Origin of the sequence: Microbacterium sp. CGR1 (assembly GCF_001266755.1) — a bacterium.
Classification (GTDB): domain Bacteria; phylum Actinomycetota; class Actinomycetes; order Actinomycetales; family Microbacteriaceae; genus Microbacterium.
This window is the reverse complement of sequence record NZ_CP012299.1, coordinates 3,607,304-3,622,061: the sequence shown is the minus strand read 5'-3', so window position 1 is coordinate 3,622,061 and position 14,758 is coordinate 3,607,304. Positions and strand designations below refer to the sequence as shown.

The window sequence follows — 14,758 nt, the reverse complement described above, 5'->3', positions numbered from 1 at the left end:
CCGGCATTCCGCAGAGCTGCACCCCTGACGAAAGTCGAGGTTTCTGCGCGGCGACCCGATGAGGGGCTAGCCTGTGATCATGTCCGAACTGCGCATGGTCGAACTCTCCGCTGCGACGATCGTCGCCGTGAACAACATGTCGCTCAAGCCCGGACAGGAGCAGTTCCTCGCTCCGGTGTCCTACGGCATCGCCGCGACCGTCATCAATCCCCAGACCTCCTGGCAGCGAGTCGTCCTCGACGACGACCAGGTCGTCGGTTTCGTCAGTGCGAACTTCGACGCCGACGCCCCGGAAGAGCACTTCCGCTCCGTGCTGTGGCGCATCAACGTCGACGCCGATGACCAGGGCAAGGGCGTGGGTCGCTTCGCGGTCGAGCAGCTCATCGAAGAGGCGCGAGTCCGCGGATTCGACCACGTCAACGTCATCTACGAGGCCGGAGAAGACGGCCCCGAAGCATTCTTCCTGCGTGTCGGCTTCACCCCTGTCGGCGAGACCGAGTACTCCGAGGTCATCGCTCAGATCCGCATCCCTTCGTAGACCGGCGGCGGGGTCTCGAATCCCCTCCCCCATCGAGGCCCCGTCGCCCTGTCCGGTGAATCGATGGGACCGCTCCCGCGTTCTCCGCGATCGATTTGTTGCGAGTGACCACAAAAAGGTTGCGCCCAGCGTCGAACCGTGCCTATCATCGCTGTCAGAAGCGTGAGCGAAACGCTTCGACGATATGAACCGAGCGACGATGGAGTCCTGATGACGACGATCCACGAGGTGGCAGAAGCCGCCGGAGTGTCGATCAGCACGGTCTCCTACGCTCTGAGCGGCAAGCGCCCCGTCTCCGAGAAGACGCGACGCCGCATCGAGGACGCGGTGCACACGCTCGGTTACGAACCCGACGCCGGAGCACGGATGCTCGCCGGGCGCCGCACTCAGATCTTCGGGCTCACCGAGCCCCTCCGCGCCGACACGCACGCCCCGACCCACATGGCGTTCGTGCTCGCGACCGCGGTCGCCGCGCGGCGCCGAGGCTACGACATCCTCCTCCTGACCGACGAGCAGGCGTCGGAGGGCATGAACCGCGTCGCCGCGAGCAATCTGGTCGACGCCATCCTCGTGCTCGACGTCGCCCCCGACGACGAGCGCGTGGACATCGCCCGCTCCCTGCGCTCCCCCACCGTGTTCATCGGCATCCCCGACGACGCCCGCGATCTGACCTGTGTCGACCTCGACTTCGAGGCGACGGGGCATCTCGCGGTGGATCGACTGGCCGATGCCGGACACACGTCGGTCACGCTGTTCGGCCAGACCGAGGTCTCCTACCGGAAGTCGAACTTCCCTCGTCGCCTGCTCCTCGGCGTGCAGGAGCGAGCGGCCGAGCGGGGCGTCGACCTCGACTGGGTGACGACGGGCGTCACGACCACCGATGCCTCCTCCGTGCGCGCGGCCGCAGAGCTGGCGCTGGAGCGCGGCGTCCGCGCCTTCATCGTCCACGCCGTCGGCGACGTCCACGACGTCCTCCTCGAGACGATCTCGTCCCAGGGGCTGACGGTGGGAGAAGACGTCTCCGTCATCTCGGCGGCCGCATCGTTCGACACGTCTGCGCTCGTCGTCCCGATCGACACGATCCCGCTCGTACCCCAGAGGTCGTGCGAGCTCGCCGTCGACCTCGCGGTGCGACGCCTGGAGGAACCGGGCCTGCCCGCGCAGATCCACCTGATCCCACCCGAATACCAGTCCGCCGGCTCCGTCGCTCCCGCTCGGGAGTGACGGGCGTCGACCACGCAGCCGCATCGCGATTATCGAAACGCTTCGACGATCGCCTCATCACAACTGAACACCCGACCCACTGAAGTGTCCGGCCCCAGGGCCACCGAGAAAGGAGTGCCGACGATGGCACGCACCACCCGCAGGACGAAGACGTTGGCGGCTCTCGCCGCTCTCACCGCGACAGGCATCGCCCTGAGCGGATGCACCGCCGGTTCCGGCGACGAGGGGGGCGGCGGCGACACCCTCAAGCTCTGGCACTACGAGGGCGCCGACAGCGCGATGGGCAAGGCGTGGGCCGAGGCGATCGCGATCTTCGAGGAGGAGACCGGCGCGAAGGTCGAGTTCGAGGAGAAGTCCTTCGAACAGATCCAGAAGACCGCCAGTCAGGTGCTCGACACAGACGCCGCCCCCGACCTCATGGAGTTCAACAAGGGCAACGCGACGGCCGGCTTCCTCGCCTCCACCGGCCTGATCGCCGACATCTCCGACGCCGTCGAGGAGTACGGGTGGGACGAGAAGCTCGCACCCTCTCTCCAGACCACCGCGAAGTACTCCGAAGACGGTGTGATGGGCGGTGACACGTGGTTCGGAGTCCCGAACTACGGCGAGTTCGTCGGCGTCTACTACAACCAGGACGCGTTCGCCGCGGCAGGGCTCGAGATCCCCACCACCTACGAGGAGTTCGTCGACGTGCTCGACGCGTTCGTCGCACAGGGAGTCACCCCTCTCGCCGAGGCCGGTGCGGAGTACCCACTCGGACAGCTGTGGTATCAGCTCGCGCTGCTCGAGGGGGACCGCGGCTTCGTCGACTCCTATCAGCTCTACGACGGAGAGGTCGATTGGCAGGGCCCGGAGGTCACCGCCGCCTCCGAGACGCTCCAGGAATACGTCGACAAGGGCTACATCGCCTCGGACGTCTCATCGGTCAAGGCCGAGGACGCCGGTGTCTCGTTCATCAACGGCACCTCGCCGATCTTCGTCTCGGGCTCCTGGTGGTTCGGACGCTTCGTCTCGGAGGCCACCGGCTTCGATTGGACGATGACGGCGTTCCCTGGAGCGGATCTCTCGCTCGGCTCGTCCGGCAACCTGTGGGTCGTCCCCGAGAACGCCGCGAACAAGGAGCTCGCGTACGAGTTCATCGACATCACGATGCGGCCGGAGATCCAGGCGATCATCGGCAACAACGGCGGCCTCCCCGTCGCGGCAGACACCGCCGACATCACCGATGAGAAGAGCGCGGCCCTGATCGAGACGTTCAACGGCGTGCTCGACGCCGACGGACTCTCGTTCTACCCCGACTGGCCCGCCCCCGGCTTCTACGACGTGATCGTCCAGGAGCTCCAGGGTCTGATCACCGGCACGCAGGACGCCGAGACGACCAACACCAACCTCGGCGAGCAGTACGACGAGGGCACGGCCGAATTCCGTTGATCCACTCGCGGGGGCGGCGACCGCACGTCGCCGCCCCCGCATCCTCCTGGAGATGAACATGTCACTCGTCACCCGCCGCGAGGGCCGCACGAAGCTGCCGCCCGAAGAGCCGTCGATCCCGCAGCGCAGCGGTGGGACCGGCGCCTACTGGATGTACCTGCTCCCGGGCTTCGTCCTGCTCCTCGTCGTCGTCATCGTCCCGCTGATCTGGAACGTGTATCTGACCTTCACGAAGTGGAAGGGCGTCCGCGCACCGGAGTTCATCGGTCTCGAGAACTGGCAGAAGATCCTCACCGACAGCGACTTCTGGACCTCGTTCACGAACTCGGTGTGGATGATCGTCGCCATGGTCGTGGTGCCCACGATCGTCGGTCTCATCGTCGCCGCCCTTCTCTTCGACGTCGTCGGACGCAAGTTCGGCGGCAAGGTGGGCAGCTTCCTGCGGGCGACGTACTACCTCCCCCAGATCCTCCCGATCGCCGTCGCCGGCATCGTGATCGGCTGGATCGTCCGGCCGGGTGGCGACGGCGCGCTGAACCAGATCCTCGGATGGTTCGGCATCCCCGCCTACGACTGGCTCGGCCAGATGCCCTCGGCCCTCATCGTGCTGATGGTCGTCATGGTGTGGGTGCAGCTCGGCTACCCCGTGGTCGTCTTCATGGCGGCGCTGCAGCGCGTCGACCCTGAGCTCTACGAAGCCGCCGAACTCGACGGCGCGAACTGGTTCCAGCGATTCTCGGCGATCACGATGAGCATCATCCGCCCGGAGATCTTCGTCGTCACTCTGACCTGCACGATCGCGGCACTCAAGGTCTTCGGCCCCGTCTACATCATCACCCGCGGCGGCCCCGCAGGCGCCACCCTGGTGCCCGCGTACTACGCCTACCAGGAGTTCTTCACGAAGCGGAACGTCGGCTACGGCGCGACCATCGCCACCGTGCTGACCATCGTCGTGGTGATCGTGTCGATCATCTTCATCCGCGTGCAGAACTCGCTCGAGCGCAAGGAAAGGGCGGGTCTCTGATGCACGCCACCACCGCCATCGTCACCGGCAAGCCGGCCACCAGCCGTCCGCGCGGCGGCATGACCAAGAAGCGTCCGATCGACTGGCTCATGCTCGCCCTCGTCGTGATCGGTGCGCTGCTGATCATCGCGCCGTTCTACCTCGTGCTGGTCAACTCGTTCAAGTCGCCGGTCGACTACGCGACGTCGGGTCCGCTGGCGTTCCCCGAGACCCTCGACTTCGGCGGGATCATCAAGTTCTGGGAGAGGGTGAACTTCCCCGAGAAGGTCTGGAACTCGCTCTTCATCGCTGGCGTGGTCTCCGTCCTCGCCGTGGTCATCTCGATGCTCAACGCCTTCGCGATCGGCATCGGGCGAGTCCGCGGACGCAGCTGGATCGTGCTGCTCTTCCTGCTCGCGAACCTGCTGCCCCAGGAGGCCCTCCTCTACCCGCTCTACTACATGTTCAAGTCCGTCGGCCTGTACGACAACGTGTGGTCGGTGATCATCGTCTTCACCGTGATCCAGGCGGCGTTCGGCACGTATCTGCTGTCGTCGGTCTACGGGACGTTCCCGAAGGAGATCCTCGAGGCGGCGTCTCTCGACGGCGCGAGCCGCTGGCAGATCCTGTGGCGGGTCGTCTTTCCGATCAGCCGTCCGACCCTGTCGGTGCTGCTCATCTTCTTCTTCATCTGGACGTGGAACGAGTTCCTGATCCCGCTGACCTTCCTCGCGTCGAACGCCAACCAGACGGTCCCCGTGGCGATCAGCGTGCTGCAGGGCGACCGGCTCATGGACGTCACGACGACGAGCGCGTCAGCGCTGCTCGGCATCATCCCCACGCTCATCTTCTTCCTCATCTTCCAGCGCACCCTCACGCGCGGCATCACGGCAGGAGCAGTCAAGTAATGAAGTTCACCGACGGGTTCTGGCAACTGCGTCCAGGGGTCACCGCGCTGTACGCGCAGGAGGCCTATGACATCGCCGAGACCACCGACACCCCCGACGGGCGAGGGATCGTCATCACGGCGCCCACCATGGTGATCGCCAAGCGCGGCGACACCCTGAACCGTCCCGTGCTCACGACCACGCTCTCCTCTCCCGCCGAAGGGGTGGTGCGCGTGCGCATCGCACACCACGAAGGCGGCCGCTGGCACGGCGGATTCGGCCTCCCCGGCGCAGGAGCGGGGGCCGCCTCCGTGTCCGTGAGTGAGGCGGGCGGCGTCCTGGATGCCGGTTCGCTCGTGGCGCGGATCACCCACGGTGCGCCGTGGGGCCTGTCCTTCGAGGTCGACGGCAGGCGTGTGACCGGAAGCGGGCACAAGGCCCAGGGCTACGTCCGGCTCGCTCCGGACGCGCAGGTGGATGCCGGAATCGTCGACAACGCCCGCCAGGGCGGCTCGACCCCCAGCGGATCCGTCTTCGTGCACGAACAGCTCGACCTGGGAGTGGGCGAGCTCATCTACGGCCTCGGCGAGCGCTTCGGCCCGCTGGTGAAGAACGGTCAGTCGGTCGACATCTGGAACGCCGACGGCGGGACCTCGAGCGAGCAGGCGTACAAGAGCATCCCGTTCCATGTGTCGAACCGCGGGTACGGGGTTCTCGTGAACGATCCGGGTCACGTGTCGTACGAGATCGGCTCGGAATCGGTCGAGCGCGTGCAGTTCTCGGTCTCGGGCGAGGTGCTCGAGTACTTCGTCATCGCCGGTCCGACGCCGAAGGAGGTGCTCTCGCGCTACACGGCTCTCACCGGACGGCCGCCGGTGGTTCCCGCCTGGTCATACGGGCTCTGGTTGTCGACGAGCTTCACGACCGACTACGACGAGCAGACCGTCAACTCGTTCATCGACGAGATGGCGGCGCGGGAGCTGCCGGTGTCGGTGTTCCATTTCGACTGCTTCTGGATGCGGGAATTCAACTGGACCGACTTCGTCTGGGATTCGCGGGTGTTCCCCGATCCCGAGGGCATGCTGTCGCGACTGCACGACAAGGACCTGCGCGTCTGCGTCTGGATCAACCCCTACATCGCCCAGCGCTCCCCGCTGTTCCGCGAGGCCGCCGATCAGGGCTTCCTCGTGCAGCGCCCCGACGGATCGGTCTGGCAGTGGGACCTGTGGCAGGCGGGTATGGGTCTCGTGGACTTCACGAACCCCGAGGCCACCGCCTGGTACCAGTCGAAGCTCCGTGGGTTGATCGACCAGGGCGTGGACTGCTTCAAGACCGACTTCGGCGAGCGCATCCCGACCGAGGTCGTCTGGGCCGACGGCTCCGACCCCGAGCGCATGCACAACCTGTACACCGATCTCTACAATCGCGCGGTGCACGACGTGCTCGTCGACGCCCGCGGCGCGGATGACGCCGTGCTGTTCGCGCGCTCGGCCACGGCGGGCGGACAGAGCATGCCGGTGCACTGGGGCGGGGATTCCACCTCGACCTATGCGTCGATGGCCGAGACCCTGCGCGGAGGGCTGTCGCTGGCGCTCAGCGGCTTCGCCTTCTGGAGTCACGACATCGGGGGCTTCGAGGGCACTCCGGATGCCGGGGTCTTCAAACGCTGGACGGCGTTCGGCCTGCTCGGCTCGCACTCCCGCTTCCACGGCTCGAGCTCGTACCGGGTGCCGTGGGCCTTCGACGAGGAGGCCGTCGACGTGACGAGGCGCTTCACCCACCTCAAGATGCAGCTCATGCCCTACCTCTATCAGCAGGGCATCATCGCCTCGAGAACCGGGCTGCCGGTGATGCGTCCGATGCAGCTGGAGTTCCCGGACGACCCGGCCGTCGGCTACCTCGACCGGCAGTACATGCTGGGCTCTGACCTGCTCGTCGCGCCGGTCTTCTCGGAGGACGGAACGGTGGAGTTCTATCTCCCGGAGGGCGAGTGGACGTCGCTGCTGACCGGAGAGACGGTCGCGGGTGGCGGATGGCGCCGGGAGACCCATGCCTTCGATTCACTGCCGCTGTACGTGCGCCCCGGCACCGCGCTCCCCTGGGGCGCCCGCACCGATCGGCCGGACTACGACTATCACGACGGCCTGCGACTGCGCGTGTTCCCCGGCGGATCGGGGTCGACGACGGTGACGGTCACGAGCCCCGACGGCCGTGAGAAGATCTACGAAACCGACCTGACGGAGGTGACCCGGTGACTCTCTCCCCCGCCGATGACTACCGCGGATCCGGACTCGTCCTCCCCGAGGGCTTCACGTTCGGATCGGCGACCGCCGCGTACCAGATCGAGGGTGCCGCAGACGAGGACGGCAGGACGCCGTCGATCTGGGACACGTTCAGCCGAACGCCGGGCAAGGTGTGGAACGGCGACACCGGCGATGTGGCCTGCGATCATTACCATCGCGTCGATGAGGACCTCGACCTGATGTCGGATCTCGGACTGCAGGCCTACCGATTCTCGATCGCCTGGCCGCGCATCGTCCCTGCGGCAGACGGACGAGTCAATCAGGCGGGCATCGACTTCTACTCGCGTCTCGTCGACGGACTCCTCGAGCGCGGCATCCGCCCCGTGGCGACCCTCTACCACTGGGATCTTCCGCAGTACCTCGAGGATGCGGGCGGGTGGACGTCTCGCGCCACGACCGATGCCTTCGAGCGATACGCGTCGATCATGGGCGCAGCACTGGGCGACCGGGTGCACACCTGGACCACGCTCAACGAGCCCTGGTGCTCCGCCTACTTGGGCTACGGTCAGGGCGGTCACGCGCCGGGTCGTCACGAGCCCGCCTCCGCGCTGTCGGCCGTGCACCACCTGAACCTCGCGCACGGGCGCGCCATCCAGGCGCTCCGGGCGACGTCGACCGGTGACCCGGACTACTCGGTGACGTTGAACTTCCATGTCCTGCGCGGCGTCGGCGACGGCGCTGACGAGGCCATGCGCCGGATCGACGGTCTCGCGAATCGCGCCTTCACCCACCCGATGCTGCGCGGCGAGTACCCCGCAGACCTCCTCGACGACACGGCATCGGTCACCGACTGGTCGTTCGTACAGGATGGCGACCTCGCCACGATCAACCAGCCGATCGACGTGCTCGGGGTCAACTACTACTCGACGGCGACCGTCCGCCTGTGGGACGGGGTGTCGGAGAAGCAGCAGAACGACGGGCACAAGGGCACGGCCGGAGGCACGGCGTGGCCGGGCAGCGATCAGCTGGTCGAGTTCGTCGAGCAGCCGGGGCCGTACACGGCGATGGGATGGAACATCGCGCCCGAGGGACTGGAGGAGCTGCTCGTCTCGCTGTCGGAGCAGTTCCCGTCGCAGCCGCTCATGGTCACCGAGAACGGGGCGGCGTTCGACGACGAGGTGGCTGAGGACGGCTCCGTCCCCGATCCCGAGCGCACCGACTACCTGCGCAGGCACTTCACGGCCGCTCATCGTGCGATCCAGCGCGGTGTCGACCTGCGCGGCTACTTCGTGTGGTCGCTCCTCGACAACTTCGAGTGGGGCTACGGCTATGCCAAGAGATTCGGCATCGTGCGCGTGGACTTCGACTCGCTCGAACGCACCGTCAAGGACTCGGGGCACTGGTATCGACAGCTGATCGCCTCACGGACGATCGGCGCCTGAGGCACCGCACTCACGTGAGCATCGAGCGCCGTCTTCGCCCTGCGGAGGCGGCGCTCAGCGCTTGTCCGGGCGTTTGCGTTCGTTCCACGCGGCGAACGCCGATGCGGCGGCACCGGCGGCACGGTCGATCGCCTCGGCCGACCGACTGATCACATCCTGCGCGGCATCCTGCCAGGTGGACGATGCCGAGGACGCCTCTCCCGCGTGCACCCGAGCGGCGTGCTCGGCCGCTTCGAAGGCCCGCTCGAGATCGGCGACGGCGTCGCGGTACGCGGCGAAGTCCGCCGCGCTGACCCTTCCGGTGGCGGCGCGGCGCATCTCGACCGCGTGCGCTGCCGCGCGCAGATACGCCGCAGTCGCCGGCTGTCGGACGTCGGTCATCTCCGGGTAGGCGATCTGCAGCCCCGGATCGGTCTCGTAGCTCATCCAGCGCACGACGATCGCCTCGTGCTGCGCCTGAAGCCTCTGCAGGGGGCGTGGTGCGGATGCCGTCGGGATCGCCGCACGGGCGGCGTTCAGGCGCACCTGCTTGGCGCGGACGTCGGCGGACGCGGCTTTGGCGTCGTTCTCCTTCGCCCGCAGCATCCGCTTGGCACCCGCGACCTGCTCCGGGGTCGCACGCCGCGCGCTGCGTTCGGCCGAGATGCGTGCGACGTCGGCGCGCGCCAGCTTGACGGCCATCCGCCTCTCGACCGCCGTCTGCCTGGCGGCTTTGAGATCATGCCGAGCCGCGTCGTACTCGAGTCGGCGTCCGCTCTTGATGCTGCGGCGACGCAGGCCGACCGCGCCGGCTGCGACACCCCCGGCTGCGGCGGGCGCGATCCACCACAACTCGACGGCGAGCAGCAGCGGATCCATACCTCGATGGTACCCAGAGCCAAGGCTCGTGTCCCTTCCCCCTCTCTCCTCCCCTCTCCCCCTCCTCCCTCGTGTCCCCCTCCCCCTCCCCACATCTGCGGCTTTGGTCACCTTCTGCGGCCAGGGCCGAAGCTCACGGCCGCAGAAGCTCACCCGAGCCGCCGAAGTGGAGGGCGTGACTGCCCCTCCACATCCCGCTTCGGCAGTCGGTTCTCCTCAGGATGCGGGTAGCCGGCTTTCGAGGAGGTGGGCGGGGCGGCATCCTGAGGCGATGGATCTGAGGGAATGGCTCACTGCGCGAGGCGGCATCGCCCACCGATCGGACGCTGCCGAACACGGTTTCGCCCCGAGACAGGTTCGTGGGGCGATCCGCTCCGGAGCAGTGCGCCGCCTGCGCGCTCAGTGGGTGGCCCTGGCATCGGCTCCCGACGACCTGGCGGCGGCTGCCGCGGCATCCGCGCGGCTGACCTGCGTGTCGCTCGCACGTCGTCGCGGGTGGTGGGTGCCGGATCGAGCGCCGGACGGTCTGCACCTGCAGGTCGGGCCCAATGCGCACCGCCACCGAGATGACGCGACCCTGCATTGGGGCGCGCCGCTCGTCGACTGCGGCCCGCGGCGACTCACGGCGTCCGTCGAAGACGCTTTGGCGCACATCGCCGGCTGCTGCCTCCACGAGGACGCACGGGTGATCTGGGAGTCGGCCGTCCGCATCGAGCGGCTCGACGTCGAAGCTCTTCGACTGGTGGAATGGCGTGAGCCGCGGTCGCGCGCACTGGCCGAGGAGGTCATCGGACTGTCGGACTCCGGCCTGGAGACGATGGTGGTCGTACGGCTCAGTGGTTGGGGTGTGCCCCTGCGCCAGCAGGTCCGGCTCGCGGGTCGCCGGGTCGACATCGTGATCGGCTCACACCTGGTCGTGCAGATCGACGGATACGCACATCACTCCTCGTCGGCGCAGCGGGGATCCGATGTCGCCCATGATGCCGAGCTGCGCCTGCGCGGGTACACCGTGTTGCGCCTGTCCTATGCGCAGATCGTGCACGGGTGGGAAGACGTCGAGCGCACTCTGCAGGCCGCGATCGCGCGGGGGTTGCATCTTCCACCCCGTCAGCGCCGATGATGGCCAACGGTTCGTGCGGCCAGAGTGACCTTCTGCGGCCACGACTTCTCGTCGTGGCCGCAGAAGTGCGCCCTGGCCGCAGAAGACGCGGAGGGCGACAGCAGTCGCGCTCGCTCAGGCGACGGTCACACCAGCGTCTGCTGCCAGGCGGCGTGCAACTGAGCGAACTTGCCCGTGCCGCTGATGAGGGTCTCCGGGGTGTCGTCCTCGATGATCTTGCCGTGCTCCATCACGAGCACCCGGTCGGCGATCGCGACCGTCGACAGCCGGTGCGCGATGATGATCGCCGTGCGGTCCTTGAGGAGCGTCTGCAGCGCATCCTGGATCAGACGTTCCGAGGGGATGTCGAGCGACGCGGTCGCCTCGTCGAGGATCAGCACCGCAGGGTCCGCGAGGAATGCCCGCGCGAACGAGATCAGCTGACGCTGCCCCGCCGACACCCGGCCACCCCGCTTGTTGACGTCGGTGCCGTATCCGTCGGGCAGCGACGAGATGAACTCGTCTGCCCCGACCGCACGGGCAGCCGCACGGATCTCATCCAGCGAGGCATCGGGCTTTCCGAGAGCGATGTTGTCGGCGACCGTGCCGCTGAACAGGTAGGCCTCTTGCGTGACCATCACGATGGCGCGACGCAGGTCCTTCGGATGCAGGCTGCGCAGGTCGACTCCATCGAGCGTGACCGTGCCGATCGACGGGTCGTAGAACCGGGAGATCAGCTTCGCCAGAGTGGACTTGCCCGCGCCCGTGGTACCCACCAGCGCGATCGTCTGCCCGGCAGGGATGTCGAGCGAGAAGTTCGGCAGGATGGTCTTCTCGCCGTTGTATCCGAACGTGACCTCGTCGAACCGCACGTGTCCGCGCGACTCCCACAGGTCGACCGGCTTCTCGGGATCCGGAACCGTCGGCACCTCTTCGAGCACTCCGGACACCTTCTCCAGGGCCGCGGTGGCGGACTGGTAGGAGTTCAGGAACATCGCGATCTCCTGCATCGGCGCGAAGAAGTTGCGCACGTACAGCACGGCCGACAGCAGCACGCCGACGGTGAGGGTCTCGTTCGAGACCCTGATGCCGCCCCACAGCACGACGATTCCGAGCACGAGCGCCGCGACGCCCATCAGGCCGGGCTCGAACGTGCCGAACAGCAGCATCGAGCGTCGGTTGACGTCCCGGTAGTCGCCGGCGATCTTCTGGAAGGTCACGTCGTTGCGAGGCTCCTTGCGGAAGGCCTTGACGGCACGGATGCCGGTCATGGTCTCGACGAACTGCACGATGACCTTCGCGCTGATGACGCGCGACTCACGGTAGACGAGCTGCGAGCGCGAGTAGAACCAGCGCATCAGGAAGAACAGGGGTACGCCGCCGATCGCGAGGATGAGCCCGGACTGCCAGTCCCACACGCACAGCGCGATGAAGGTGAACAGGCCGAACAGCACGCCGGAGACGAGCTCGTTCAGCCCGCCGTCGAGCAGCTCCTTGATCGAGTCGAGGTCGCTCGTCTGACGCGAGATGATGCGACCGGACGTGTAGGACTCATGGAATTCCAGGCTGAGGCGCTGGGTGTGCAGGAAGATCCGCTTGCGGAGGTCGAGCAGCACTGCCTGCGTGAGCTTGGCCGCGATGATCACGTACCAGGCGATCATCGCCGCCGCGACGGCGCCGGCGAGAAGGTAGATCCCGCCGATCATGAAGGTCGGCATCCAATCGGCGCGCTCGAGCACGGCGGGCAGGGCACGGTCGAGACCGATGCTGATGAGGATCGGTCCCGCGACCTGGAGCGCCGTCGAGATGACGAGAACGATGGCCGCCAGAGTGATCTGCGGCTTCAGCGGACGCACGAGCGATCCCAGCAGTCGGAGCGACCGGCGACGGATGGCCCGGCTCTCCTCCTTGGTGTAGCTGGAGCGGTCTTCGTCCTGGGTTCCGGTGATCGCGGAGCTCATCGCTGCACCTCCTTCTCGGTGATGATGTCTTCGTCGGCGGCGTCCTGGCGGATCCCGTCCTGCACGACGGCGTCGATCTCGTCTTCCTCATCGCGGATGATCGGGATCGCGCCGGTGCGCGCCGCCTCCTCAGCCTCGAGGCTGGAGATGACGTGGCGGTAGTGACGACTCGTCTTCAGCAGCTCGCTGTGCGTCCCGACGGCGGTGACTCGGCCCGATTCGAGCAGCGCGACCCGGTCGGCCAGAGCCACGGTCGAGGGCCGGTGCGCCACGATCATGGCGGTCGTATCGGCCAGCACGTGCCGCAGCGCCTCCTCGACGAGAGCCTCGGTGTCGACGTCGAGCGCCGACAACGGGTCATCGAGCACGAGCACCTTCGGCTTGGCGGCGACCGCCCTGGCCAGTGCGAGACGCTGACGCTGTCCGCCGGACAGGCTCAACCCTTCCTCGCCGATGACGGTCTCGACCCCCTCGGGGAGCGAGTCCACGAAAGAGGCCTGTGCCACGTCGAGCGCTTCGCGCAGCACTCGTTCGGCCTCGTCGCTGTGCACGTCGAGATCGGCCCGACCGAGCAGGACGTTCTCGCGCACGGTGGCCGAGAACAGCGTGGCGTCCTCGAACGCCATCGCGATGTGCTGACGCAGCTCGGCGAGCGGCAGGTCGCGCACGTCGACGCCGTCGAGCGTCACGCGCCCGCCGGTGACGTCGTAGAGGCGCGTGGGCAGGGTGGTCAGGGTGGTCTTGCCGCTGCCGGTCAGCCCCACGAGCGCCATGGTCTCGCCCGGGCGCAGCACGAGATCGATGCCGTCGAGCAGATCGCGCTCGTTCGCGCCCGCGTCCTGGTACCGGAAGTGCGCCTTGTCGAATGCGAGCTCGCCACGGGGTTCCGCGATGTGCACGGGGTTCTCGGGGTCGGTGATGCTGTTCGTCTCGGAGTAGATGTCGAACACGCGATCGGTCGCCGTGCGGGCGTCGAGCATGAACGAGAACAGGAACCCGATCGATTCGATCGGCCAGCGCAGCACGACGGCCATGGCGAAGAACGCGAACAGCTGAGCCTCGTCGATCTGTCCCTGCGAGATCAGCCAGATGCCGGACATCAAGCTCAGCCCGAACGCGATCTGCGGCATGAGATCGAGCCAGAACCAGATCGACGCGATCGCGCCGGCCTTGCTCATCTCGGTCTCACGCAGCGTCTCGGCCTGGCGGCTGAAGCGGCTCAGAGCGTGCTTGCCCCGACCGAACGCCTTGAGCACGCGGATGCCGTGCACGCTCTCCTCGACGCTGGTGGCGAGATCGCCGGCCTGGTCCTGGCTGCGGCGAGTGAGCGCGCCGTAACGCTTCTCGAAGAGGTAGCCGCGGATCCAGAGCGGAATGGCGGTGACGATGAAGATCACTCCCAGCAGCCAGTGCCAGCGGAACAGGAGCACGGATCCGATGATGATGGTCAGGACGTTCACCACCAGCAGGACGAGGCCGAAGGCCAGCCACCGGCGGATCAGGCCGATGTCCTGCATCATCCGGCTCAGCAGCTGCCCCGACTGCCAGCGGTCATGGAAGGAGACCGGCAGCGTCTGCAGGCGCGAGTAGAGCTCGGTGCGCATCTTGTACTCGACCTGTGTTGCGGGGTTGAGCACGAACTGGCGGCGCAGCCAGACCATGAGCGCCTCACCCAGCGCGAGGCCGAAGACCGCGAGCGCACCCCAGGCGATCGCATCGATCGCGCCCGTCCGCACAGGACCGCGGATGATCTGCTCGAGGACGATCGGAATCATCAGTGCGATGATCGCGGCGACGAGCGCGCTCGCGGCGCCTCCCGCGAGCCGCCAGATGACGGGCTTGACGAAAGGCTTCAGGCGCCACAGTGCGGCCGGTGTGGAAAGGGAGGAGGAAGGGGAGGCGTTCTGCGATGAAGGCGAGGAAGACATGTCTCTCAGACGAGTTTCGTATGGGGAAGCGGTTGCTGAAGGCGGCAGACGCAGCGAAGGACTCTCGGAGTCCGGCATCCGGTGGTCGTGCGTGTCGGAAAGTGGCTCTAGCGGAGCGGGCGCACCGGGGTCGAGCCGAGAGCG

11 protein-coding genes are annotated in these 14,758 nt (G+C 67.3%); 8 read left to right on the top strand and 3 right to left on the bottom strand.

Annotated features, from left to right (window positions below; translation table 11 throughout):
- Nucleotides 1–79 precede the first annotated feature (79 nt).
- From AKG07_RS17295 to AKG07_RS17265, 7 genes are all read left to right on the top strand, one after another.
- Nucleotides 80–538, top strand: a complete 459-nt coding sequence (locus AKG07_RS17295) for a GNAT family N-acetyltransferase (protein ID WP_053099400.1) — start codon at nt 80–82, stop codon at nt 536–538.
- Between the two features lie 210 nt (nt 539–748).
- Nucleotides 749–1,762: a LacI family DNA-binding transcriptional regulator gene (locus tag AKG07_RS17290; protein WP_053099022.1), complete on the top strand. Its 1,014-nt coding sequence runs from the start codon at nt 749–751 to the stop codon at nt 1,760–1,762.
- Nucleotides 1,763–1,885: 123 nt separating this feature from the next.
- Complete coding sequence (locus AKG07_RS17285; RefSeq protein WP_053099021.1) at nt 1,886–3,193, top strand: ABC transporter substrate-binding protein; 1,308 nt, start codon at nt 1,886–1,888, stop codon at nt 3,191–3,193.
- 58 nt (nt 3,194–3,251) lie between these two features.
- Nucleotides 3,252–4,217 (top strand): carbohydrate ABC transporter permease, encoded by a 966-nt coding sequence (locus AKG07_RS17280; protein ID WP_150115167.1) that lies wholly within the window; start codon nt 3,252–3,254, stop codon nt 4,215–4,217.
- A complete protein-coding gene (locus AKG07_RS17275; protein ID WP_198032385.1) occupies nt 4,217–5,104 on the top strand; it encodes a carbohydrate ABC transporter permease in 888 nt (295 codons plus the stop codon). The genes AKG07_RS17280 and AKG07_RS17275 overlap by 1 nt, the downstream gene beginning before the upstream one ends.
- Entirely contained in the window at nt 5,104–7,338 is a 2,235-nt protein-coding gene (yicI, locus tag AKG07_RS17270; protein WP_053099019.1) for an alpha-xylosidase, read from the top strand. Before AKG07_RS17275 ends, yicI begins: the two co-directional genes overlap by 1 nt.
- Nucleotides 7,335–8,768 carry a GH1 family beta-glucosidase gene (locus tag AKG07_RS17265; protein WP_053099018.1) on the top strand — a complete coding sequence of 478 codons (1,434 nt, stop codon included), beginning with the start codon at nt 7,335–7,337 and terminating at the stop codon, nt 8,766–8,768. The genes yicI and AKG07_RS17265 overlap by 4 nt, the downstream gene beginning before the upstream one ends.
- A 54-nt stretch (nt 8,769–8,822) precedes the next feature.
- On the opposite strand, the gene AKG07_RS17260 is transcribed toward AKG07_RS17265, so the two are convergent.
- A complete protein-coding gene (locus AKG07_RS17260; RefSeq protein ID WP_053099017.1) occupies nt 8,823–9,626 on the bottom strand; it encodes a hypothetical protein in 804 nt (267 codons plus the stop codon).
- Nucleotides 9,627–9,897: 271 nt separating this feature from the next.
- Between AKG07_RS17260 and AKG07_RS17255 the strand changes: the two genes are divergently transcribed.
- Nucleotides 9,898–10,746 carry an endonuclease domain-containing protein gene (locus AKG07_RS17255; RefSeq protein WP_053099016.1) on the top strand — a complete coding sequence of 283 codons (849 nt, stop codon included), beginning with the start codon at nt 9,898–9,900 and terminating at the stop codon, nt 10,744–10,746.
- A 125-nt stretch (nt 10,747–10,871) separates the two neighbouring features.
- On the opposite strand, the gene AKG07_RS17250 is transcribed toward AKG07_RS17255, so the two are convergent.
- Both AKG07_RS17250 and AKG07_RS17245 read right to left on the bottom strand, forming a co-directional pair.
- Nucleotides 10,872–12,686 carry an ABC transporter ATP-binding protein gene (locus tag AKG07_RS17250; RefSeq protein ID WP_053099015.1) on the bottom strand — a complete coding sequence of 605 codons (1,815 nt, stop codon included), beginning with the start codon at nt 12,684–12,686 and terminating at the stop codon, nt 10,872–10,874.
- Nucleotides 12,683–14,614, bottom strand: a complete 1,932-nt coding sequence (locus AKG07_RS17245; RefSeq protein ID WP_053099014.1) for an ABC transporter ATP-binding protein — start codon at nt 14,612–14,614, stop codon at nt 12,683–12,685. Before AKG07_RS17245 ends, AKG07_RS17250 begins: the two co-directional genes overlap by 4 nt.
- Nucleotides 14,615–14,758 lie beyond the last annotated feature (144 nt).

Excerpts from the sequence above, each read along its gene's own strand:
- AKG07_RS17295 (WP_053099400.1), top strand. The coding sequence starts at position 80 with ATGTCCGAACTGCGCATGGTCGAACTCTCCGCTGCGACGATCGTCGCC.
- AKG07_RS17290 (WP_053099022.1), top strand. The coding sequence starts at position 749 with ATGACGACGATCCACGAGGTGGCAGAAGCCGCCGGAGTGTCGATCAGC.
- AKG07_RS17285 (WP_053099021.1), top strand. The coding sequence starts at position 1,886 with ATGGCACGCACCACCCGCAGGACGAAGACGTTGGCGGCTCTCGCCGCT.
- AKG07_RS17280 (WP_150115167.1), top strand. The coding sequence starts at position 3,252 with ATGTCACTCGTCACCCGCCGCGAGGGCCGCACGAAGCTGCCGCCCGAA.
- AKG07_RS17275 (WP_198032385.1), top strand. The coding sequence starts at position 4,217 with ATGCACGCCACCACCGCCATCGTCACCGGCAAGCCGGCCACCAGCCGT.
- yicI (WP_053099019.1), top strand. The coding sequence starts at position 5,104 with ATGAAGTTCACCGACGGGTTCTGGCAACTGCGTCCAGGGGTCACCGCG.
- AKG07_RS17260 (WP_053099017.1), bottom strand. The coding sequence starts at position 9,626 with ATGGATCCGCTGCTGCTCGCCGTCGAGTTGTGGTGGATCGCGCCCGCC.
- AKG07_RS17255 (WP_053099016.1), top strand. The coding sequence starts at position 9,898 with ATGGATCTGAGGGAATGGCTCACTGCGCGAGGCGGCATCGCCCACCGA.
- AKG07_RS17250 (WP_053099015.1), bottom strand. The coding sequence starts at position 12,686 with ATGAGCTCCGCGATCACCGGAACCCAGGACGAAGACCGCTCCAGCTAC.
- AKG07_RS17245 (WP_053099014.1), bottom strand. The coding sequence starts at position 14,614 with ATGTCTTCCTCGCCTTCATCGCAGAACGCCTCCCCTTCCTCCTCCCTT.